Source organism: Streptomyces liliiviolaceus, from assembly GCF_018070025.1.
Lineage (GTDB): Bacteria > Actinomycetota > Actinomycetes > Streptomycetales > Streptomycetaceae > Streptomyces > Streptomyces liliiviolaceus.
Genome location: NZ_JAGPYQ010000001.1, coordinates 1,480,312 through 1,499,824 on the forward strand (window position 1 = coordinate 1,480,312; position 19,513 = coordinate 1,499,824).

The following is a 19,513-nucleotide window of genomic DNA, read 5'->3' on the forward strand; positions in this document are numbered from 1 at the left end:
GGGACCCTCCGTATCGTGCTCATTACTTATTGTGCTCGTTCGAGTGCTCCATGGCGATGCCCAGGGAGTGCACGGTGGCCATGCTGGGCGCGATCTCCAGGTAGACCGCCTCGAAAGGGCTGCCGTCCACGCGCAGCGGGCCGGGGCCGAAGCGGGCGAGCTGGGCGTCGGTCGGCTCGGCGCTCTCGCACCACCCGACGACCTGGACCGACCAGCGCTCCGTGCCGACGGGGGCGGAGCCCAGGTTGTCCGCGCCGTACGCGACGACACTGCCCGCGCACACCTGGTGGTGGCCGTGGCCCCGGTGCATCCTCAGCAGGACGCGGTCGCCCACGACGATATGGCGGGCCGGTGCCAGGAAGGGCAGTGCGCGCACGCTGGCCGCCACCCGGCCGTACTCGACGCGGCCGAGCAGGCCGGCGGCGATGTGCTGGTCGGTCGGCATGCCCCCCAATCTGCGGCACCGGGGGAGCCGGGAGAAGAGGCCGCCGGGCCCCCGCGGGCGGGCCGTAGGTCCCGTTTCCCGCCGCTCGCCGCGAGGGGGGCTTCAGCTCACTGCCGGCGGCCCGCCTGCATCCGGGCCACATAGGCGGCCGCCTGCGCGCGCCGCTCCATGCCGAGTTTGGCCAGCAGGCTGGAGACGTAGTTCTTGATGGTCTTCTCGGCGAGGTGCAGCCGCTCGCCGATCACGCGGTTGGTCAGCCCCTCGCCGATCAGGTCGAGGATCCTGCGCTCCTGGTCGGTGAGCTTGGCGAGCCTGGCGTCCCCCTTGGGGCTGCCCCCGTCGCGCAGCCGCTCCAGGACGCGGGCCGTCGCCTCCGGGTCGAGCAGGGACTTGCCGGCCGCCACGTCACGGATCGCCGAGAGCAGTTCGTCGCCGCGGATCGCCTTGAGCGCGTAGCCCGAGGCGCCCGCCATGATCGCGTCGAAGAGGGCCTCGTCGTCGGCGTAGGAGGTCAGCATCAGGCACTTGATCGACTCGTCCTTGGAGCGGATCTCGCGGCAGACCTCCACTCCGCTGCCGTCCGGCAGCCGTACGTCCAGCACGGCGACGTCGGGGCGGGTGGCCGGAATTCGCGCCAGCGCGTCGGCCGCCGTACCGGCCTCGCCGACCACCTCGATGTCGTCCTCCATCGAGAGCAGCTCATGAACTCCCCGGCGGACCACTTCATGGTCGTCGAGAAGAAAAACAGTGATTTTTCCCTCTTCGCGCACGGAGTCAGTCTCACACACGATCTTTCCGCTTGCGCCAGTCGAGCCCTTCCCGTCCCCGGGGTGACCGGGATAACGTGCCGGTGTTCCGGCCCCCTGCCAGGCTGTTACCAGTGCTGTGACCAGCGACTGTTCCCGACGTGTGCGAACTAGTTGGAAGTCCGAGTGGAAAGTACTTGGAACTCCGAGCAAAAACGCAGGTCAGGAGGGGTTTCACAGAATTGTGAAGCACTGGGTAACGTGCTTGTTGCAGGGCGCTCGCCGGGGCACCTGTCACGCCTGTTCCCGGCCGAGGGCACCCACCCCGTGCACGGGTACGAGGACCAGGCGAGCCGCTCCCCCGGCTCTCGACGAGCTGGGGGAACCCCAGTTCCCGGCAACCCCGGGGGCCGGACCGACGGAGGAGCACACGTGACCGTGGAGAGCACTGCCGCGCGCAAGCCGCGACGCAGCGCCGGTACAAAGCGCACCGCTGCGAAGAAGTCGCCGGGCGCCCGGCCGGACCTCGTACAGCTGCTGACCCCCGAGGGGAAGCGCGTCAAGAATGGCGAATATGACGCGTACGTAGCCGACATCACCCCCGAAGAGCTGCGCGGCCTGTACCGCGACATGGTGCTCACCCGGCGCTTCGACGCCGAGGCCACCTCCCTGCAGCGCCAGGGCGAGCTGGGCCTGTGGGCCTCGCTGCTCGGCCAGGAGGCCGCCCAGATCGGCTCCGGGCGGGCCACCCGCGAGGACGACTACGTCTTCCCGACCTACCGCGAGCACGGCGTCGCGTGGTGCCGCGGCGTCGACCCGGCCAACCTGCTCGGCATGTTCCGCGGCGTGAACAACGGCGGCTGGGACCCGAACAGCAACAACTTCCACCTGTACACGATCGTCATCGGCTCGCAGACGCTGCACGCCACCGGCTACGCCATGGGCGTCGCCAAGGACGGCGCCGACTCGGCCGTGATCGCGTACTTCGGGGACGGCGCCTCCAGCCAGGGCGACGTCGCCGAATCGTTCACCTTCTCCGCGGTCTACAACGCGCCCGTCGTGTTCTTCTGCCAGAACAACCAGTGGGCGATCTCCGAGCCCACCGAGCGCCAGACCCGCGTCCCGCTCTACCAGCGCGCGCAGGGGTACGGCTTCCCGGGCGTCCGCGTCGACGGCAACGACGTCCTCGCCTGCCTCGCCGTCACGAAGTGGGCGCTGGAGCGGGCCCGCAGGGGCGAGGGACCGACCCTCGTCGAGGCGTACACCTACCGCATGGGCGCCCACACCACCTCCGACGACCCGACCAAGTACCGGGCCGACGAGGAGCGCGAGGCCTGGGAGGCGAAGGACCCGATCCAGCGCCTGCGCACGTACCTGGAGGCCTCAAACCACGCGGACGAGGGATTCTTCGCGGAACTCGAAGCCGAGAGCGAGGCGTTGGGCAAACGAGTACGCGAAGTCGTCCGTGCCATGCCGGACCCGGACCGCTTCGCCATCTTCGAGAACGCGTACGCGGACGGGCACGCGCTCGTCGACGAGGAGCGGGCCCAGTTCGCCGCCTACCAGGCGTCGTTCGCCGATGAAGGGGAGGGTATTCAGCGATGACAGCGGAAAAGATGGCGCTGGCCAAGGCGATCAACGAATCGCTGCGCACGGCCCTCGACGCGGACCCCAAGGTCCTGATCATGGGCGAGGACGTCGGCAAGCTCGGCGGAGTGTTCCGGGTCACCGACGGCCTGCAGAAGGACTTCGGCGAGGACCGGGTCATCGACACCCCGCTCGCCGAGTCGGGCATCGTCGGCACCGCGATCGGCCTCGCGCTGCGCGGCTACCGCCCGGTCGTGGAGATCCAGTTCGACGGCTTCGTCTTCCCGGCGTACGACCAGATCGTCACGCAGCTCGCGAAGATGCACGCGCGGGCGCTCGGCAAGATCAAGCTCCCCGTCGTCATCCGCATCCCGTACGGCGGCGGCATCGGCGCGGTCGAGCACCACTCCGAGTCCCCCGAGGCGCTGTTCGCGCACGTGGCGGGCCTGAAGGTGGTCTCCCCGTCGAACGCGGGCGACGCCTACTGGATGATGCAGCAGGCCATCCACAGCGACGACCCGGTGATCTTCTTCGAGCCGAAGCGGCGCTACTGGGACAAGTCCGAGGTGAACCGCGAGGCGATCCCCTCCCCGCTGCACAAGGCGCGTGTGGTCCGCGAGGGCACCGATCTGACGCTCGCCGCGTACGGGCCGATGGTGAAGGTCTGCCAGGAGGCCGCGGCAGCGGCCCAGGAAGAGGGCAAGTCCCTCGAAGTGCTGGACCTGCGGTCGATGTCCCCGATCGACTTCGACGCCGTCCAGGCCTCGGTCGAGAAGACCCGCCGCCTGGTCGTGGTGCACGAGGCGCCGGTGTTCCTCGGGACGGGCGCGGAGATCGCGGCCCGGATCACCGAGCGGTCCTTCTACCACCTGGAGGCGCCGGTGCTGAGGGTCGGCGGCTATCACGCCCCGTATCCGCCGGCCCGCCTGGAGGACGAGTACCTGCCGGGCCTGGACCGGGTGCTCGACGCCGTCGACCGCTCGCTGGCGTACTGAGGAGAAGGTCGTGACGACGATGACTGAAACGGCCTCGGGGCTGCGCGAGTTCAAGATGCCCGATGTGGGCGAGGGCCTGACCGAGGCGGAGATCCTCAAGTGGTACGTCCAGCCCGGTGACACGGTGACCGACGGGCAGGTGGTCTGCGAGGTCGAGACCGCCAAGGCCGCCGTCGAGCTGCCGATCCCCTACGACGGGGTGGTGCACGAGTTGCGCTTCCCCGAGGGGACGACGGTGGACGTCGGCCAGGTGATCATCGCGGTGCGGGTGGGCGGCGGGGCGGCTCCTTCGGCCGCTCCGGCTGCTTCAACCGCTTCGGCTGCTTCAACTGCTTCGGCCGAGGCTCCGGCCTCGGTGGCTCCGGTGGCTCCTGCCCCGGCGGCTCCGGCCGCGACTCCGGCTCCCGCGGAGGCCGAACCCGCGGCGGAAGGCCGCAAGCCGGTTCTCGTCGGGTACGGGGTATCGGTGGCCTCCACCAAGCGCCGCCCCCGCAGAGGTGTACCGGCCCAGCAGCCGGAAGCCGCGGCCGTGGCCGAGGCGGTCCAGAAGGAGCTGAACGGACACACGGCCCCCGCGGCCCGTCCGCTCGCCAAGCCTCCGGTGCGCAAGCTGGCCAAGGACCTCGGGGTGGATCTGGCGGCGGTCACGCCTTCCGGTCCGGACGGGATCATCACCCGCGAGGACGTGCACGCGGCGGTGGCCCCCGCCTCCGCCCCGGCCCCCGTTCAGGAACCCGCGGTCACCGCGGCGCCCGCGACGGCACCGGCGTCCGTCGGTGCTCCGGCCGCGGCCCCGCTCGCCCCGCCCGCCTCGTACGACGGCGTGCGGGAGACCCGTGTCCCGGTCAAGGGTGTCCGCAAGGCGATCGCGGCCGCGATGGTCGGCTCGGCGTTCACCGCGCCGCATGTCACCGAGTTCGTCACGGTCGACGTGACGCGCACGATGAAGCTGGTCGAGGAGCTCAAGCGGTCCGACGAGTACGGGATGCAGGGGCTGCGGGTGAACCCGCTGCTGCTGATCTCCAAGGCCCTGCTGGTCGCCATCAAGCGCCATCCGGACGTCAACGCCTCATGGGACGAGGCCAACCAGGAGATCGTGCGGAAGCACTATGTGAACCTGGGCATCGCGGCGGCCACGCCGCGCGGTCTGATCGTCCCGAACATCAAGGACGCCCACGCCAAGACGCTGCCGGAGCTCGCCGAGGCGCTGGGTGAGCTGGTCGGCACCGCCCGCGAGGGGCGTACGTCGCCGGCGGCCATGCAGGGCGGGACGGTGACGATCACCAACGTCGGGGTGTTCGGGGTCGACACGGGTACGCCGATCCTCAACCCCGGTGAGTCGGCGATCCTCGCCGTCGGGTCCATCAAGCCGCAGCCGTGGGTGCACAAGGGGAAGGTCAGGGTCCGGCAGGTCACGACCCTCGCGCTGTCCTTCGACCATCGGCTGGTCGACGGGGAGCTGGGGTCGAAGGTGCTTGCGGATGTGGCGGCGGTTCTTGAGCGGCCGAAGCGGTTGATCACTTGGGGGTAGCGGTTCTTCTGCGGGCCGGTGGGGGCCGGTCGCGCAGTTCCCCGCGCCCCTGAAGGACAAAAGACTGCGCCGTTCCCCGTGCCCCTTTTCAGGGGCGCGGGGAACGGCGCAGTCTTTTGAGCCGGTTACCTGGCGAAGCCGTAGTTCATGAGCTTCTTCGCGTCCGACTCACGGGCCGAGATGGACGTGGACGCCAGCACCGTACCGACGACGGTCTTGCCGTTGCGCGTGGCGGCGAAGACCAGGCAGTACTTGGCCTCCGGGCCGGAACCGGTCTTCACACCGATCGAACCGGAGTAGCTGCTGAGCAGACCGTTGGTGTTGGTCCACGGCGCCATCGTGCGGGTGCTGCCGGTCTTCGTCACGGTCTTGGCCGTGTACTTCTTCGTCTTGACGATCGCGCGGAAGTTGGCACTCTTCAGCGCGCTGCTGGTGATCTTCGTGAGGTCACGCGGCGTCGAGTAGTTCGAGCCGTTGCCGATGCCGTCGAACGAGTCGAACTTGGTGTTCGTCAGGCCGAGGTCCTTGGCCTGCTTGTTCATCTTGCCGATGAACGACTTCACCCGGGCGGCCCGCGTCGAGCCGGAACCGAACTTGTCGGCGAGGGCGTACGCGGCGTCGCAACCGGACGGCAGCATCAGGCCGTACAGCAGCTGGCGGACGGTGACCTTGTCGCCGACGATCAGACGGGCCGAGGAGGCCGTGTTGGCGACGATGTAGTCGCTGTACGCCTTCTGGATGGTGACCTTGGCGTCCAGGTTGAGGTTCGGCTGGGACAGCACGACCTTGGCGGTCATGATCTTCGTGGTGGAGCCGGTGGAGCGGCGGGTGTCCGCAGCCTTGGTGTAGAGCGACGTGCCCGTACCGTTGTTCATCACGAAGCCGCCCTTGGCGGCGATCGTGGGCTTCGTGAGGGCCTGCGCGGGCGCCGTGCCGAGGGCACCGGTCGCGAGCACGGCTCCGGTGGTGAAGACCACTGCGGCAGCTCTGCGGACGCGCATACCCTTAATGGCAGTTATCAAGTCGATTACCCCGATTACGTTGTAAACACCGAAGTGGTGTCAAATGCCTCAAGAGAGCGCCCAGTTGCCGGTGGCGCCTTCTCTTCAGACACACGAGTAGCACAAAAGGATGTGCAGTTCCTGAAGCGGGGTGCCCCTTTTTACCTCGTCCATATCCTGGACCGTCCGAGACGATGCGTACGTGTTGTATCTATGCTGTGCGCATGCCTTCCGCCCCGTCCCCCGTCGTGAAGTCGCCGCCCGCCGCCGAACGCGTATACGCGCACGTCAAACAAGCTGTACTGGAGCGTCGGTACGAGGGCGGGACCCTGCTCACCGAGGGCGAGCTGGCCGACGCCGTCGGTGTCTCGCGGACGCCGGTGCGCGAGGCGCTGCTCAAACTGGAAGTCGAAGGGTTGATCCGGCTCTACCCGAAAAAGGGAGCCCTCGTCCTGCCCGTCTCCGCGCAGGAGATCGCGGACGTGGTGGAGACCCGGCAGCTCGTCGAGGCGCACGCCATCCGCAAGGCGGTGCCGGCCTCGCCCCTGCTGATCGAGCGCCTGACCGAACTCCTCGCGAAGCAGCAGGACCAGGCCGCCGCCGGTGATCTGGCCGGAGCCGCCGTCACCGACCGCTGCTTCCACGCCGAGATCGTCCGCAGCGGGGGCAACGAGATCCTCTCCCGCCTCTACGACCAACTGCGCGACCGGCAGCTGAGGATGGGCGTCGCCGTGATGCACGCCCACCCCGACCGGATCACCAAGACGCTCACCGAGCACCAGGAGATCCTCGACGCGCTGCGCTCCGGCGACGCCGAGGCGGCGGTCGACCTGGTGCACCGCCACGTCAGCTGGTTCTCCAACCTCGCCCGGGGTGACGTCCGATGAGCTCGTCCTCGTCGTCATCCCTGACACTGCCCGGCGACCCGCCCGGCGGCCGTCGCGCCGTCACGGTCTGGTCCGTCGGCGTCTCCGTCTACTTCGTCGCGGTCATCTTCCGTACGTCGCTGGGGGTCGCCGGCCTCGACGCCGCCGACCGCTTCCACGTCAACGCCTCCGCGCTCTCCACCTTCTCGATCCTCCAGCTCCTCGTCTACGCGGGCATGCAGATACCCGTCGGCCTGATGGTCGACCGGCTGGGCACGAAGAAGGTGCTGACCCTCGGCGTCGTGCTGTTCACGATCGGACAGCTGGGCTTCGCGTTCTCACCGACGTACGGAACGGCGCTGGCCTCGCGCGCGCTGCTCGGGTGCGGTGACGCGATGACGTTCATCAGCGTGCTGCGGCTCGGCTCGCGCTGGTTCCCGGCCCGGCGCGGCCCGATGGTCGCGCAGCTCGCCGGTCTGGTGGGCATGGCGGGCAACCTCGTCTCGACGCTCGTACTGGCCAGGCTGCTGCACGGAGTCGGCTGGACGGCCGCGTTCGCGGGCAGCTCGGTCGCCGGTGTCGTCGTCCTCGTGCTGATGCTGGCGTTCCTGAAGGACCACCCCGAGGGACACGAGCCGGAGCCGTTCCCGCACCGGGGGGCCGCCTACGTACGCCGTCAGATCGCCGCGTCCTGGCGGGAGCCCGGCACCCGGCTCGGACTGTGGGTGCACTTCACGACCCAGTTCCCGGCGATGGTGTTCCTGCTGCTGTGGGGACTGCCGTTCCTCGTCGAGGCCCAGGGCCTGTCCCGCGCGACGGCCGGCGAACTCCTCACCCTCGTCGTGCTCTCCAACATGCTCATAGGCCTGGTGTACGGGCAGATCGTCGCCCGGCACCATGCGGCGCGGCTGCCGCTGGCGCTCGGCACGGTCCTGGCCACGGCGACCGTGTGGGCCGCCACGCTCGCGTACCCCGCCGATCACGCGCCGATGTGGCTGCTGGTCGTGCTGTGCGTGGTGCTCGGCGCGTGCGGGCCCGCTTCGATGATCGGGTTCGACTTCGCGCGGCCGGCGAATCCGCCCGAGCGGCAGGGGACCGCCTCCGGCATCACCAACATGGGTGGGTTCATCGCGTCCATGACGACGTTGTTCGCGGTGGGGGTGCTGCTGGACGCCACCGGGGAGAGCTACACCGTTGCGTTCTCCGCGGTGTTCGTGCTGCAGGCGCTCGGGTTGAGTCAGATTCTTCGGTTGCGGAAGCTTGCGGCTCGGAGGGAGCGGGAGCGGTTGGTGGCGAGTCGGGTGGAGACGGTGCACGTGCCGGCGTAGGGGTGGGGGTGGGTGTGCGGGGGCTTTTTTCGCCCCCGCCGCCCCTACCCGTTCCCGTCCACGTATGGGGGCTGCGCCCCCTTGCCCCCGTATCGCGCTTCGCGCTCGTCCTCAAACGCCGGACGGGCTGAGAAGCAGCAGCTACGGCGTGACCGTGAAGTTGTGGAGGATCGCTGCCGTCAGGTCCGGGTCGCCCTCTGTTTTCAGGCGGTCCGCGACCGCTTCCGGGGTGACCCGGCCGCAGGCCAGGCGGAAGTAGGTCTCCCAGTCGAGGGCGAGGGTGGCGGCCGGGCCGAGGGAGGGGGAACCGTCTATCGAGCCGACACCGTCGGCGTCGACGCGGACCGTGCGCAGGAACTCGACGGGGCCGTGGACGTCGAAGACGATCGCCGAGTTCGCCGGTGCGCCCGCGTCCTTGGCGACGACCTTGGGGAGCCTGCTGAGCAGGACGTCGCGGGCGATGAACGCACCCGGGGAGTCGAGGTTGCCCGGCCTGCCGAGGGTGGTGCGCAGGTCCTGTTCGTGCACCCAGAGGTCGAACGCCCGGTTGCGCATGGACTCTTCGAGGGTGACCTCGGTGCCGAGCGGGCCGCGGACCAGCGCGTCGGGCTGGCGCGACTCGTTACGCAGCTGACGGTTGCGGCGGATGATCGTGTACTCCAGCTCGGAGGTCATCTCCGGAGCGGTGTGGTGACGGCGGACGTCGACCTGCATCTCCATGTACCGCTGGTGCTCGTTCGTCACGTGGTACAGGTCGCGGGGGAGCGTGTGGATCGGCCTGGGGTCGCCCAGCGCCTCGCAGTCGAGGCCGATCACATGGGAGACGATGTCGCGCACCGACCAGCCAGGGCATGGAGTCCGCCGATTCCATTCACCCTCCACCAGCGGCGACACGAGATCGGATATCGCGTCGATGGAGTGCGTCCAGGCGTCGGCGTAGGACTGAAGGCTGGGATGCAGACTCACGGAACGGGACCCCTCGGGCGGTTGGGCGCGGGCAGAACACAGGCTGCGGGTGTCTTGGGACGCTAAGTTACGCTGCTGTGAGGCACCCCGGCAGTGCTTTCGTGTGACGATCGTAGGCCCGTATCAAAGCCTCGAATGCCAGGACGGTGGTAGTGTGCGCGCCTCTCTCCTCCAGATCGCCGTGGACGAGACCGAATCGGTCGACGCCCGCAGACAGCGTGTCGCCTCGCTCGTACGGCAGCAGACCGCGTCCGACCTGGTCATCCTGCCCGAACTCTGGACGACCGGCGCCTTCGCCTACGAGTCGTTCGACACCGAGGCCGAGCCGCTCGAAGGGCCCACGTACGAAGTGATGGCCAAGGCGGCGAGCGACGCGGGTGTGTGGTTGCACGCGGGGTCGATTCCCGAACGGGTGACAGGTGAGGGTGGAGGGCTGTACAACACCTCGCTCGTCTTCTCGCCCTCCGGTGATCTCGTCGCCACGTATCGCAAGATCCATCGTTTCGGCTTCGACAAGGGCGAGGCCGTGCTGATGGGTGCCGGGTCCGAGCTGGTCACCGTGCGGCTGCCGGACACCACGGTCGGGCTGGCGACCTGTTACGACCTCCGCTTCCCCGAGCTCTTCCGGGGGCTCGTCGACGCCGGGGCCGAGACGCTCGTCGTCTCCGCGGGGTGGCCCGAGCGGCGGCGCTCGCACTGGACGCTGCTGGCGCAGGCGCGGGCCGTCGAAGATCAGGCGTACGTGCTTGCCTGTGGGACCGCGGGGGTGCATGCGGGGGTGCCGCAGGCCGGGTACTCGATCGTGGTCGATCCCTGGGGGGAGGTTCTCGCCGAGGCGGGGGCCGGGGAGGAGGTTCTCGTGGTGGACTTCGATCCCGCGCGGGTGGGGGTGACGCGGGAGCAGTTTCCCGCGCTGAAGGATCGGTTGCTGGGGGTTGCGGTGCCGCGACGGTGAGGTGGGCGGGGCCTTTTTCGCCCCCGCCGCCCCTACCCGTTCCCGTCCACGTATGGGGGCTGCGCCCCCTTGCCCCCCGTATCGCGCTTCGCGCTCGTCCTCAAACGCCGGACGGGCTGAATCGTTTTCAGCCTCTCCGGCGTTTGAGGAGCGGGGGTTCGGGGGCTGGCCCCCAAGTCAGTGACGGGACGGGTAGGGGCGGCGGGGGCGAGGAAAACCCGGCGTCAGTCCGACTCGGCCTCCGCCAGGTGGATCACGCATACCGCCACCGCGATCAGCAGCGCCGGATCCGCGTCGTCCCGTACGACCTCCACGCCGTACGTCTCCCGCACCCGCAGCCAGCGGCGCGAGATGAGGGCGAGCAGTTCGCCGTCGTACTCGACGACGAACTCCCGGTCCAGGATCTTGCCGCTGACGTCGAGCTCGGTACCGTCCGCGAGCGTGACGCGATAGTGGTTGCGCAGCAGCGACAGCCGTTTGCGCCGGATGGTCGCCAGCGGCTCGCCGTCCCGCTCGACGACCATCGTGTCCCGCAGCGCGAGCATCTTCTTGTGGATGTCGATCAGCACGCGCCCCTGCCGGTCCTTCAGCTCGAAGGTGTCCCGCAGACGCATCGCCTTGCCGTCGACGAGGAAGGCCTTGCGGCCCTGCTCGTCCTCGATCCAGTAGTCGTCACCGAAGCCCAGGAGCCGGTCGCGTACGAGGAATCTCATGCTTTTAGCGCTTCCCCGGCAGCGGGGCCGAAACGCCGGCGGTAGGCCGACGGACTGAGTCCCATCTCGCGCCGCAGCCGGGCCCGCAGGTTGGCGGCGGTGCCGAGGCCGCTGCGCTGCGCCACGACGTCGAGCCGTTCCTCGCCGCGTTCGATGAGCCGGCAGGCCAGCGCCACCCGCTCGGCGGTCAGCCAGGCCAGCGGGGTCGTACCGAGCTGGGCGCGGAAACGGCGGTGCAGCGTGGCCGGGCTGACCGCCGCGTGCGCCGCGAGGTCCGGGACGGCGAGGGGTTCGCCGATCCGTTCCGCGGCCCAGGCGAGCAGCGGCGCCAGGGATTCGTCCGGGACGTCGGGGAGCGGTCGTTCGATGAACTGCCGCTGTCCGCCGTCGCGGTGGGCGGCGAAGACGAGCCGCCGGGACACGGCGTTCGCGATCTCGGCGCCGTGGTCGCGCCGGACGATGTACAGCCCGAGGTCGAGGGCCGCCGCGCTGCCCGCCGCGGTCAGTACGTCTCCCTCGTCCACGAACAGGACGTCCGGCTCCAGGAGGACCTTCGGGTGCAGCTCACGGAAGAGGTCGGCCCAGCGCCAGTGCGTGGTGGCCCGGCGCCCGTCCAGGATTCCGGCCTCGGCGAGCGCGAAACTCCCGGTGCACAGGCTCACGACGCGGGCGCCCCGCGCGTGGGTGCGCCGGACGGCGTCGAGGACGGCCTCCCCGCGCGGGACGACGTTGTCGGGGCGGCCGGGGACTATCAGGGTGTCCGCGCTGTCCACCGCTTCGAGTCCGGGCACTCCGCTCAGCGTGAAGAAGCCGTGGTTCATGCGGATGCCGGGGGTGGGCGTGCACAGGGTCAGCTCGTACAACGGGTCCGGGAGGCCGAGTTCGGGGCGGGGCAGTCCGAACAGCTCGGTCGCGACCCCGACCTCGAAGGGGTTGGTGCCCTCGTCGACGATCACGGCCACGCGGTGCGAGGATCCATGCGGCATGTGCGATTTCTAGCACTCGTCCGAGCCGTGCGCCATCGCCGACGATGACGGTATGAGCGCACCCACGGAACCTGTCGCCCTGTCCGCCGCCCTGGCCTCGTTCACCGAGCGGTGGAGTCCTCGCATCGTCGCCGCCGTCAACGACTACGACGTCCGCGTGGCCAAGGTCGAGGGTGAACACCTCTGGCACGTCCACGACCACACCGACGAGTTCTTCCTGGTCCTGGACGGCGAACTGCACATCGCGCTGCGCGAGGCGGCCGGCGAGCGCACGGTCGTCCTGCCCAGGGGCAGTGTCTTCACGGTCCCGCGCGGCACGGAGCACAAGCCGTACGCCTCCGTACCGACCGAGATCCTTCTCCTCGAACCGACCGGCACGTCCACGGTCGGGGACCGCCACGACGAGGTACCGGACCATGTGGACGAGACGACGGGCCACGCGCTGCGCTGAGCCGTCACCGACGTTTCACCGCCGTGAGCCGGGCGTTGAGTGCGGTGGGGGTGGGTGAGAGGACGGCCGTCGGGGTGTCGCTCTCGCGGAGGTGGAGGGTGGTCGCGGGGGTGGCTGCTATCTCCAGGCAGTCGTTGTCCACGTCGCCTGCGGAGTACGAGGACTTCTGCCAGCGGAGTATCTGAGACACCGGAGACCTTTCAAAGTTCTTGGGCGATGCAGCGGATGAGGCCGAGGGAAGCGTGCTCCGTGAGCGCCACGCTGTCAACGCGTTCGAGTTTGGTCCGATACCGACGCAACTGGGCTGGTGCGTCGATGAATTCGGCACCGTGTGGCGTATCGATCCGGTCGACCCCGGGGCGCCGGACAGCAGCGCGGCCGGGCTTGCGTGAACTCCTCATCCCTCACCGGAGTCGATGCCCCATGCCCTCGTACACCCTCATCTGCCCACCTCGCGACACCTCCCCCCACATCGCCCGCGAGTTCGTCGCCACCGTCCTGCGCGTCCTGGAGCTGGACCGCGGCCTCGTGGACGACGCGATCCTCTGTACCTCCGAACTCGTCACCAACGCTTGCGTGCACGCCAAAAGTGACGGCACCGTGCTGTGGCTGGCCGTGGAGGAGGGGAAGGTGCGCGTGGTGGTGTACGACGGGGACGAGAACCCGCCGGTGATAAGAGAACTGTCGGCCGAGACGTGGGAGCGGGGCGGTGGCCGGGGCCTCTACCTGGTGGACAGCCTCACGGAGGGCCGCTGGGGCCACGGTCCGGACATCCCGTACGGCGGGCAGACCCACCCGGAGGGCAAGGCGGTCTGGTTCGACCTGTCCGTACCGCGTCCGACGGCACCATGACCGGGCGACGGTGGGATCGGGAGCGGGAGCCGGAACCGATCGGCCCACCGCCCCGACCCGGACATACCGCGGCGACCTGAGTCACCTCAGGTGACCGGTATCAGGTGGCGCGTACGCCGGTCAGCCGCCGTAACCGTCGCTGTAGCCGCTGTGGTTGTGGTGGCGCTGGTCGTCGACCACCGTCGTGGTCGGGGGTGCTATCACGGCCCGCCGACGCCTGGCGATGCTGCTGAAGGTCGCCACACCGATCAGGCCGACGATCATGAAGATGACGCCGACCAGGTCGAGGTTGACCCCCTGCATGTCCCAGTCGGTCGCGAAAGTGAGGATCGCCCCTGCGGCGATCAGAATGATGCATCCGCCCAGGCCCATGGATGTCGCCTCCTGTTGCGCACGGTCTCGTGCCGGGCCCGGAGACCGTTCGGCCCCGGGCCCAGTGCGGGTACCCGGAACCGGACCCTCCATGCAGGGGCGGACGACTCGCCGGGAAGCGGCACGTGGACCCATTCGCTGTACGGGGCCTGCCAGTTGGGGGTCCCGGAAGGTTTCACGTGAAACGCTCTAGCCCTCCAGAAACGCCACCAACGCATTAGCCAGCAGGAACGGGTCGTCCGCGCCGCACAGTTCGCGGGCGCTGTGCATCGACAGGATGGCCACGCCGATGTCGACCGTCTTGATGCCGTGGCGGGCCGCGGTGATGGGGCCGATGGTCGTGCCGCAGGGCATGGAGTTGTTGGAGACGAAGGTCTGGAAGGGCACCCCGGCCTTGTCGCAGGCGGTGGCGAAGACCGCGCGGCCCGAACCGTCCGTGGCGTAGCGGTTGTTGACGTTCACCTTGAGGATCGGGCCCTTGCCCGCGCGCGGGTGGTGCGTCGGGTCGTGCCGCTCCGCGTAGTTCGGGTGCACGGCGTGACCCGTGTCGGAGGAGAGACAGACGGTGCCCGCGAACGCGCGCGCCCGGTCCTCGTACGACCCTCCGCGTGAGAAGACCGAACGTTCCAGCACGCCGCCGAGCAGCGGGCCGTCCGCGCCCGTGTCGGACTGCGAGCCGTTCTCCTCGTGGTCGAACGCCGCGAGGACCGGGATGTACGGCAGGGCCTCCTCGGAGGTGGCCACCGCCGCCAGCGCCGCCGTACCGGCGTGCACGGACAGCAGGTTGTCCATGCGCGGGCCCGCGACGAGGTCCTTGTCGCGGCCCAGGTAGGCGGGCGGTTCGATCGAGTGGACCATCAGGTCCCAGCCGATGGTCTCGCCCTCGGCGATGCCGGCCTCCTCCTCCAGGAAGCGGATCAGATCGCCGTCGCGCACGTCGTCGCCGAGGCCCCAGACGGGCTGCAGATGCCGCTGCTTGTCGAGCTTGAGGCCCTCGGCGGTGACGGAACGGTCCAGGTGGATGGCGAGCTGCGGCACCCGCAGCAGCGCGCGGTCGACGTTCACGAGCCGTGTCGAACCGTCCCGCAGCGAGAGCCGGCCGGCCAGTCCGAGGTCGCGGTCCAGCCAGGAGTTGAGCAGGGGGCCGCCGTAGACCTCGACCGCGACCTGTCTCCAGCCGTGCCCGCCGTTGTCGGGGCGCGGCTTCACCCGCAGGTTGGGGGAGTCGGTGTGCGCCCCGACGATGCGGAAGGGGGTGTGGGGCTCGGCGCCCTCCGGCACGTACCAGGCCACGATCGCGCCGCCGCGCAGCACGTACTTCCCGCCGGTGGTCCCGTCCCACGCGTCGGTCTCCGCGACCTGGCGGAAGCCGGCCTTCTCCAACCGCTCGGCGGCGTTCGCCACCGCGTGGTACGGGGACGGGCTCGCCGCCAGGAAGGACATGAGGTCGTCGGTGTGTCCGCGGTCGAAGCGGGGGGGTGTGCGCATGGGTTCACCTTAACGACGGACGAAGGCCCGTTCCCGGGGATGGGAACGGGCCCTCCGGCCGGGAAGGGGTGGGGGTGCGTTGTCGCGTGCGGGCCGGTGGGGGTCGGCCGCGCAGTTCCCCGCGCCCCTGGAGGGCGGGGCTGCGCCCCTGCCCCGTGTGGGCTGTGTGTTCGGGTGCGGGTCGTGTGTGGCTGGTCGCGCAGTTCCCCGCGCCCCTGAAGAAGGAAGGCGGGGGCTGCGCCCCGCCGTCCCTCCTCAGGCCGTGGCCCCGGTCAGAACGCCGCCTCGTCCAGGTCCATCAGGTCCAGTTCGACCGCCTCGGCGAGCTTGCGCGCGCCCGTGACGCCCGGGAGGACGTTCGCGGCGAAGAAATTGGCCGCCGCGATCTTGCCGGTGTAGAACGCCCGGTCCTTCGCCGAGGCCGTCTCCAGCTTCTCGGCGGCGACGGCCGCCCCCTTCAGGAGCAGGTAGCCGACGACGACGTCACCGGAGGCCATCAGCAGGCGGGTGGTGTTCAGCCCGACCTTGTAGATGTTCTTGACGTCCTGCTCGGTCGCCGCGAGGTCCGTGAGCATCAGGCCGACGATGGCCTCCAGCTCGACGGCCGCCTTGGCGAGGTGCTCACGGGCGCCGGACAGCTCCTCGCCGCCCGTGCCGAGCGCCAGGAACTTCTTGATGTCCTCGGCGAGCGAGTTCAGCGCCGCGCCCTGGTTGCGGACGATCTTCCGGAAGAAGAAGTCCTGGCCCTGGATCGCGGTCGTGCCCTCGTACAGCGTGTCGATCTTCGCGTCGCGGATGTACTGCTCGATCGGGTACTCCTGGAGGAACCCGGAGCCGCCGAAGGTCTGCAGCGACTGGGCGAGCTGCTCGTAGCCCTTCTCGGAGCCGTAGCCCTTCACGATGGGCAGGAGCAGGTCGTTGAGCGCTTCGAGGGCGCCGGCGTCCTCGCCCTCGGCCTCCTTGACCTGGATCTCGTCCTGGATCGCGGCGGTGTGCAGCACCAGCGCGCGCATGCCCTCCGCGTACGCCTTCTGCGTCATGAGCGAGCGGCGCACGTCCGGGTGGTGCGTGATGGTGACCTTGGGCGCGGTCTTGTCCATGAACTGCGCGAGGTCGGGGCCCTGGACGCGCTCCTTGGCGTACTCCAGCGCGTTCAGGTAGCCCGTGGAGAGCGTGGAGATCGCCTTCGTGCCGACCATCATGCGGGCGAACTCGATGATGCGGAACATCTGGCGGATGCCGTCGTGCTTGTCGCCGATGAGCCAGCCCTTGGCGGGGTGGCGGTCGCCGAACGTCATCTCGCAGGTGTTGGAGGCCTTGAGGCCCATCTTGTGCTCGACGTTCGTGGCGTACACGCCGTTGCGCTCGCCCAGTTCGCCGGTCTCGAAGTCGAACTCGTACTTCGGTACGAGGAAGAGGGACAGGCCCTTGGTGCCGGGTCCGGCGCCCTCCGGCCGGGCGAGGACGTAGTGGAGGATGTTCTCCTCCATGTCGTGCTCACCGGACGTGATGAAGCGCTTGACGCCCTCGATGTGCCAGGAGCCGTCCTCCTGCTGGACCGCCTTGGTGCGGCCGGCGCCGACGTCCGAGCCGGCGTCCGGCTCGGTGAGCACCATGGTGGAGCCCCAGTGCTTGTCGACGGCGATCTTCGCGATGTGCTTCTGGACCTCGTTGCCCTCTTCGAAGAGGATGCCCGCGAAGGCGGGGCCCGAGCAGTACATCCAGACCGCGGGGTTCGCGCCGAGGATCAGCTCCGCGTACGCCCAGATCAGGGAGCGGGGCGCGGTGGTGCCGCCGATCTCCTCGGGCAGGCCGAGCCGCCAGTACTCGGCGTCCATGAAGGCCTTGTAGGACTTCTTGAAGGACGCCGGTACGGGCGCCGTGTTGGTCTCCGGGTCGAAGACCGGCGGGTTGCGGTCGGCGTCCGCGAAGGACTCCGCCAGCTCGTTCTCGGAGAGGCGGGTCAGTTCTTCGAGGATGCTCTTGGCGGTCTCGGTGTCCATCTCCGCGAACGGGCCGGTGCCGTACAGCTTGTCGCGCCCGAGCACCTCGAAGAGGTTGAACTCGATGTCGCGGAGATTCGACTTGTAGTGCCCCATGGCGACGGCTCCGTTAAGGGATCGGGGAGGTGGTGATTCCTCGTACCTGGTTCGGGCTACGTGGTGCGAGTCTGGTGCGCATCTGGTTCACGTACCAACTAGTAGCTACGATGATGCTACCCGTCGGTAATAAGAAGCAACCCCTGTTTGCCCAAGTGTGAGCAGGGTCTACATTCGGCTGCGACCCGACGGGCCCGCCACCTGTTCGAGGAAATCCGCCAGTGGCGACCTTGGGCCCCCGTGCCGTCGGTACTCTTGCCCCCATGTACGGCTACGACCAGAACGTGGGACCGGGGCAGCAGCAGTACGCGCAGTCCCAGCCGCCGCCGCAGCAGCAGATGCCCGGTGGGGTCGGCGGGGTCGGCGGGTACGGCCAGCAGCCGCCGCTCTACCCGGAGCCGTCGCCGCCGTCGCTCGCGGACGCGGTGCGCGCGTTCACCACGGGGTCGCTGACCCCCGAGGACTTCCAGCAGGTCTTCGCCACGTCCAAGGTCTACTGCCCGCGCGGCGACAATCCCGGCTTCCTGGCGCTGCACAACACGCAGCAGCCCGTGATCCCGATGTTCACCTCGCTCAAGGAGCTGCGCCGGTACGCCGGCAAGGAGTCCAAGTACTTCGTGATCACCGGAGCCGAGGTGATCGACCTGCTGCCCACGGGCTACGGCTTCGTCCTGGACATGGAGGGCGAGCACCGCATCGTCTTCGACGCGAAGGCGGTCGAGCAGATGGTGGACTTCGCGATGCGCCGCATGTACGGCTGAGGCCTCTCGGGCCCTGCCCTGTCCGGGTGGCGCCGGGTGCGTTGTCCGCCGCGGGCCGGTGGGGGCCGTTCGCGCAGTCCCCCGCGCCCCTCAAAAGCGGGGCTGCGCCCCAGCTTTTGCCTGCAGGGGCGCGGGGAACTGCGCGAGCCACCACGACGCACCCGCGGGCTCGCACGCTCCGCAACCCCCACCCCTCAGGGGCGCGGGGGACTGCGCGAACGGCCCGCACCGGCCCGCAGTCGACAGCGCACCCGTCATCACCCCTTGGCGCTCGGAGGGAATTCCCTCCGAGCGCTTCGTGTTGCGGGTGGCAAGAAGTTCTACGTTCAACTAAACTCCGAGCGCAAGGAGGTACCGACATGCCTGCAGTGACCGTCGAGAACCCGCTGACCCTGCCCCGTGTGGCGGCATCGGCAGAGGCCGTCGCCCGTCCCGTGCTCACCGTGACCACCGCACCGAGCGGTTTCGAGGGTGAGGGCTTCCCGGTTCGACGCGCGTTCGCCGGGATCAACTACCGCCATCTGGACCCGTTCATCATGATGGACCAGATGGGTGAGGTGGAGTACGCGCCGGGAGAGCCGAAGGGCACCCCCTGGCACCCCCACCGCGGCTTCGAGACCGTGACCTACATCATCGACGGCGTCTTCGACCACCAGGACTCCAACGGTGGCGGCGGCACGATCACCAACGGCGACACCCAGTGGATGACGGCGGGCTCGGGCCTGCTGCACATCGAGGCCCCGCCGGAGTCGCTCGTCGTGTCGGGCGGCCTCTTCCACGGGCTCCAGCTGTGGGTGAACCTGCCGGCCAAGGACAAGATGATGGCGCCGCGCTACCAGGACATCCGCGGTGGCTCGGTCCAGCTGCTCAGCACCGCCGACGGCGGCGCGCTCCTGCGGGTCATCGCCGGTGAGCTGGACGGCCACGAGGGCCCCGGCATCACGCACACGCCGATCACCATGGTCCACGCGACCGTGGCGCCCGGTGCCGAGCTGACCCTCCCGTGGCGCGAGGACTTCAACGCCCTCGCGTACGTGATGGCCGGCCGCGGCAGTGTCGGAGCGGACCGTCGTCCGGTCCACACCGGCCAGACGACCGTCTTCGGCGAGGGTTCCTCGCTCACGATCCGCGCGGACGAGAAGCAGGACGCGAACACTCCTGACCTGGAGGTCGTCATCCTGGGCGGCCGGCCGATCCGTGAGCCGATGGCCCACTACGGCCCGTTCGTGATGAACACCCGTGACGAGCTCCAGCAGGCCTTCGAGGACTTCCAGAAGGGCCGCCTGGGCACGGTCCCGGCCGTGCACGGCATGTCGGAGGGCGGGCTCTAGGGCTCACCGAGCGGCGTAGAACGAGAGGGGCCCCGTCCGC

21 protein-coding genes are annotated in these 19,513 nt (G+C 69.4%); 10 read left to right on the forward strand and 11 right to left on the reverse strand.

What is annotated here, in order from left to right:
* Positions 1–22: 22 nt before the first annotated feature.
* Both J8N05_RS06560 and J8N05_RS06565 read right to left on the reverse strand, forming a co-directional pair.
* Complete coding sequence (locus J8N05_RS06560) at positions 23–445, reverse strand: pyridoxamine 5'-phosphate oxidase family protein (protein WP_210881505.1); 423 nt, start codon at positions 443–445, stop codon at positions 23–25.
* 107 nt (positions 446–552) lie between these two features.
* On the reverse strand, positions 553–1,215 hold the full coding sequence (locus J8N05_RS06565; protein ID WP_210881506.1) for a response regulator: 663 nt from the start codon (positions 1,213–1,215) through the stop codon (positions 553–555).
* Between the two features lie 408 nt (positions 1,216–1,623).
* On the opposite strand from J8N05_RS06565, the gene pdhA reads away from it, so the two are divergent.
* The 3 genes from pdhA to J8N05_RS06580 are packed head-to-tail and all read left to right on the forward strand — an operon-like array spanning position 1,624 to position 5,304.
* Positions 1,624–2,796 (forward strand): pyruvate dehydrogenase (acetyl-transferring) E1 component subunit alpha, encoded by a 1,173-nt coding sequence (gene pdhA, locus J8N05_RS06570; protein WP_210881507.1) that lies wholly within the window; start codon positions 1,624–1,626, stop codon positions 2,794–2,796.
* A complete protein-coding gene (locus J8N05_RS06575) occupies positions 2,793–3,773 on the forward strand; it encodes an alpha-ketoacid dehydrogenase subunit beta (RefSeq protein WP_210881508.1) in 981 nt (326 codons plus the stop codon). The genes pdhA and J8N05_RS06575 overlap by 4 nt, the downstream gene beginning before the upstream one ends.
* Before the next feature lie 10 nt (positions 3,774–3,783).
* Complete coding sequence (locus J8N05_RS06580) at positions 3,784–5,304, forward strand: dihydrolipoamide acetyltransferase family protein (protein ID WP_210881509.1); 1,521 nt, start codon at positions 3,784–3,786, stop codon at positions 5,302–5,304.
* Positions 5,305–5,429: 125 nt separating this feature from the next.
* Here J8N05_RS06580 and J8N05_RS06585 read toward each other — a convergent pair whose 3' ends face one another.
* Entirely contained in the window at positions 5,430–6,305 is an 876-nt protein-coding gene (locus J8N05_RS06585; RefSeq protein ID WP_407699887.1) for a D-alanyl-D-alanine carboxypeptidase family protein, read from the reverse strand.
* A gap of 224 nt (positions 6,306–6,529) precedes the next feature.
* Here J8N05_RS06585 and J8N05_RS06590 point away from each other — a divergent pair, with 224 nt between their 5' ends.
* Together J8N05_RS06590 and J8N05_RS06595 are read left to right on the forward strand one after the other, a co-directional pair.
* On the forward strand, positions 6,530–7,192 hold the full coding sequence (locus J8N05_RS06590) for a GntR family transcriptional regulator (protein WP_210881511.1): 663 nt from the start codon (positions 6,530–6,532) through the stop codon (positions 7,190–7,192).
* Complete coding sequence (locus J8N05_RS06595) at positions 7,189–8,499, forward strand: MFS transporter (RefSeq protein ID WP_210881512.1); 1,311 nt, start codon at positions 7,189–7,191, stop codon at positions 8,497–8,499. Before J8N05_RS06590 ends, J8N05_RS06595 begins: the two co-directional genes overlap by 4 nt.
* A 141-nt stretch (positions 8,500–8,640) precedes the next feature.
* Here the strand turns inward: J8N05_RS06595 and J8N05_RS06600 are convergent, their stop codons facing one another.
* The gene (locus J8N05_RS06600; protein WP_210881513.1) at positions 8,641–9,465 is read right to left on the reverse strand and encodes a maleylpyruvate isomerase family mycothiol-dependent enzyme; all 825 of its coding nucleotides are present in this window, start codon (positions 9,463–9,465) and stop codon (positions 8,641–8,643) included.
* 154 nt (positions 9,466–9,619) lie between these two features.
* Between J8N05_RS06600 and J8N05_RS06605 the strand changes: the two genes are divergently transcribed.
* On the forward strand, positions 9,620–10,420 hold the full coding sequence (locus J8N05_RS06605) for a carbon-nitrogen family hydrolase (protein ID WP_210881514.1): 801 nt from the start codon (positions 9,620–9,622) through the stop codon (positions 10,418–10,420).
* 224 nt (positions 10,421–10,644) lie between these two features.
* Here the strand turns inward: J8N05_RS06605 and J8N05_RS06610 are convergent, their stop codons facing one another.
* Both J8N05_RS06610 and J8N05_RS06615 read right to left on the reverse strand, forming a co-directional pair.
* Complete coding sequence (locus J8N05_RS06610) at positions 10,645–11,133, reverse strand: LURP-one-related/scramblase family protein (RefSeq protein ID WP_210881515.1); 489 nt, start codon at positions 11,131–11,133, stop codon at positions 10,645–10,647.
* Positions 11,130–12,119 (reverse strand): GlxA family transcriptional regulator, encoded by a 990-nt coding sequence (locus J8N05_RS06615; RefSeq protein ID WP_210881516.1) that lies wholly within the window; start codon positions 12,117–12,119, stop codon positions 11,130–11,132. The genes J8N05_RS06610 and J8N05_RS06615 overlap by 4 nt, the downstream gene beginning before the upstream one ends.
* Positions 12,120–12,171: 52 nt before the next feature.
* On the opposite strand from J8N05_RS06615, the gene J8N05_RS06620 reads away from it, so the two are divergent.
* The gene (locus J8N05_RS06620) at positions 12,172–12,570 is read left to right on the forward strand and encodes a cupin domain-containing protein (protein ID WP_210881517.1); all 399 of its coding nucleotides are present in this window, start codon (positions 12,172–12,174) and stop codon (positions 12,568–12,570) included.
* A 4-nt stretch (positions 12,571–12,574) separates the two neighbouring features.
* Here the strand turns inward: J8N05_RS06620 and J8N05_RS06625 are convergent, their stop codons facing one another.
* Together J8N05_RS06625 and J8N05_RS47235 are read right to left on the reverse strand one after the other, a co-directional pair.
* A complete protein-coding gene (locus J8N05_RS06625; RefSeq protein WP_210881518.1) occupies positions 12,575–12,760 on the reverse strand; it encodes a DUF397 domain-containing protein in 186 nt (61 codons plus the stop codon).
* A 10-nt stretch (positions 12,761–12,770) separates the two neighbouring features.
* Positions 12,771–12,971 carry a Scr1 family TA system antitoxin-like transcriptional regulator gene (locus tag J8N05_RS47235; RefSeq protein WP_247706173.1) on the reverse strand — a complete coding sequence of 67 codons (201 nt, stop codon included), beginning with the start codon at positions 12,969–12,971 and terminating at the stop codon, positions 12,771–12,773.
* Between the two features lie 22 nt (positions 12,972–12,993).
* Between J8N05_RS47235 and J8N05_RS06630 the strand changes: the two genes are divergently transcribed.
* On the forward strand, positions 12,994–13,422 hold the full coding sequence (locus J8N05_RS06630) for an ATP-binding protein (RefSeq protein WP_210881519.1): 429 nt from the start codon (positions 12,994–12,996) through the stop codon (positions 13,420–13,422).
* Positions 13,423–13,542: 120 nt separating this feature from the next.
* On the opposite strand, the gene J8N05_RS06635 is transcribed toward J8N05_RS06630, so the two are convergent.
* The 3 genes from J8N05_RS06635 to J8N05_RS06645 form a co-directional block, all read right to left on the reverse strand.
* Positions 13,543–13,794 (reverse strand): DUF6458 family protein, encoded by a 252-nt coding sequence (locus J8N05_RS06635; protein ID WP_210881520.1) that lies wholly within the window; start codon positions 13,792–13,794, stop codon positions 13,543–13,545.
* 189 nt (positions 13,795–13,983) lie between these two features.
* Positions 13,984–15,282 (reverse strand): M18 family aminopeptidase, encoded by a 1,299-nt coding sequence (locus J8N05_RS06640; RefSeq protein WP_210881521.1) that lies wholly within the window; start codon positions 15,280–15,282, stop codon positions 13,984–13,986.
* A gap of 272 nt (positions 15,283–15,554) precedes the next feature.
* Complete coding sequence (locus J8N05_RS06645; RefSeq protein ID WP_210881522.1) at positions 15,555–17,381, reverse strand: acyl-CoA dehydrogenase; 1,827 nt, start codon at positions 17,379–17,381, stop codon at positions 15,555–15,557.
* Between the two features lie 263 nt (positions 17,382–17,644).
* Here J8N05_RS06645 and J8N05_RS06650 point away from each other — a divergent pair, with 263 nt between their 5' ends.
* Together J8N05_RS06650 and J8N05_RS06655 are read left to right on the forward strand one after the other, a co-directional pair.
* Entirely contained in the window at positions 17,645–18,142 is a 498-nt protein-coding gene (locus tag J8N05_RS06650; protein WP_055517152.1) for an SseB family protein, read from the forward strand.
* A gap of 359 nt (positions 18,143–18,501) precedes the next feature.
* The gene (locus J8N05_RS06655; protein WP_107017922.1) at positions 18,502–19,473 is read left to right on the forward strand and encodes a pirin family protein; all 972 of its coding nucleotides are present in this window, start codon (positions 18,502–18,504) and stop codon (positions 19,471–19,473) included.
* Positions 19,474–19,513 lie beyond the last annotated feature (40 nt).

Excerpts from the sequence above, each read along its gene's own strand:
- J8N05_RS06645 (WP_210881522.1), bottom strand. The coding sequence starts at position 17,381 with ATGGGGCACTACAAGTCGAATCTCCGCGACATCGAGTTCAACCTCTTC.
- J8N05_RS06595 (WP_210881512.1), top strand. The coding sequence starts at position 7,189 with ATGAGCTCGTCCTCGTCGTCATCCCTGACACTGCCCGGCGACCCGCCC.
- J8N05_RS06620 (WP_210881517.1), top strand. The coding sequence starts at position 12,172 with ATGAGCGCACCCACGGAACCTGTCGCCCTGTCCGCCGCCCTGGCCTCG.
- J8N05_RS06590 (WP_210881511.1), top strand. The coding sequence starts at position 6,530 with ATGCCTTCCGCCCCGTCCCCCGTCGTGAAGTCGCCGCCCGCCGCCGAA.
- J8N05_RS06635 (WP_210881520.1), bottom strand. The coding sequence starts at position 13,794 with ATGGGCCTGGGCGGATGCATCATTCTGATCGCCGCAGGGGCGATCCTC.
- J8N05_RS06615 (WP_210881516.1), bottom strand. The coding sequence starts at position 12,119 with ATGCCGCATGGATCCTCGCACCGCGTGGCCGTGATCGTCGACGAGGGC.
- J8N05_RS06610 (WP_210881515.1), bottom strand. The coding sequence starts at position 11,133 with ATGAGATTCCTCGTACGCGACCGGCTCCTGGGCTTCGGTGACGACTAC.
- J8N05_RS06655 (WP_107017922.1), top strand. The coding sequence starts at position 18,502 with ATGCCTGCAGTGACCGTCGAGAACCCGCTGACCCTGCCCCGTGTGGCG.
- J8N05_RS06630 (WP_210881519.1), top strand. The coding sequence starts at position 12,994 with ATGCCCTCGTACACCCTCATCTGCCCACCTCGCGACACCTCCCCCCAC.
- J8N05_RS47235 (WP_247706173.1), bottom strand. The coding sequence starts at position 12,971 with ATGAGGAGTTCACGCAAGCCCGGCCGCGCTGCTGTCCGGCGCCCCGGG.
- J8N05_RS06575 (WP_210881508.1), top strand. The coding sequence starts at position 2,793 with ATGACAGCGGAAAAGATGGCGCTGGCCAAGGCGATCAACGAATCGCTG.
- J8N05_RS06585 (WP_407699887.1), bottom strand. The coding sequence starts at position 6,305 with ATGCGCGTCCGCAGAGCTGCCGCAGTGGTCTTCACCACCGGAGCCGTG.
- J8N05_RS06650 (WP_055517152.1), top strand. The coding sequence starts at position 17,645 with ATGTACGGCTACGACCAGAACGTGGGACCGGGGCAGCAGCAGTACGCG.
- J8N05_RS06560 (WP_210881505.1), bottom strand. The coding sequence starts at position 445 with ATGCCGACCGACCAGCACATCGCCGCCGGCCTGCTCGGCCGCGTCGAG.
- J8N05_RS06640 (WP_210881521.1), bottom strand. The coding sequence starts at position 15,282 with ATGCGCACACCCCCCCGCTTCGACCGCGGACACACCGACGACCTCATG.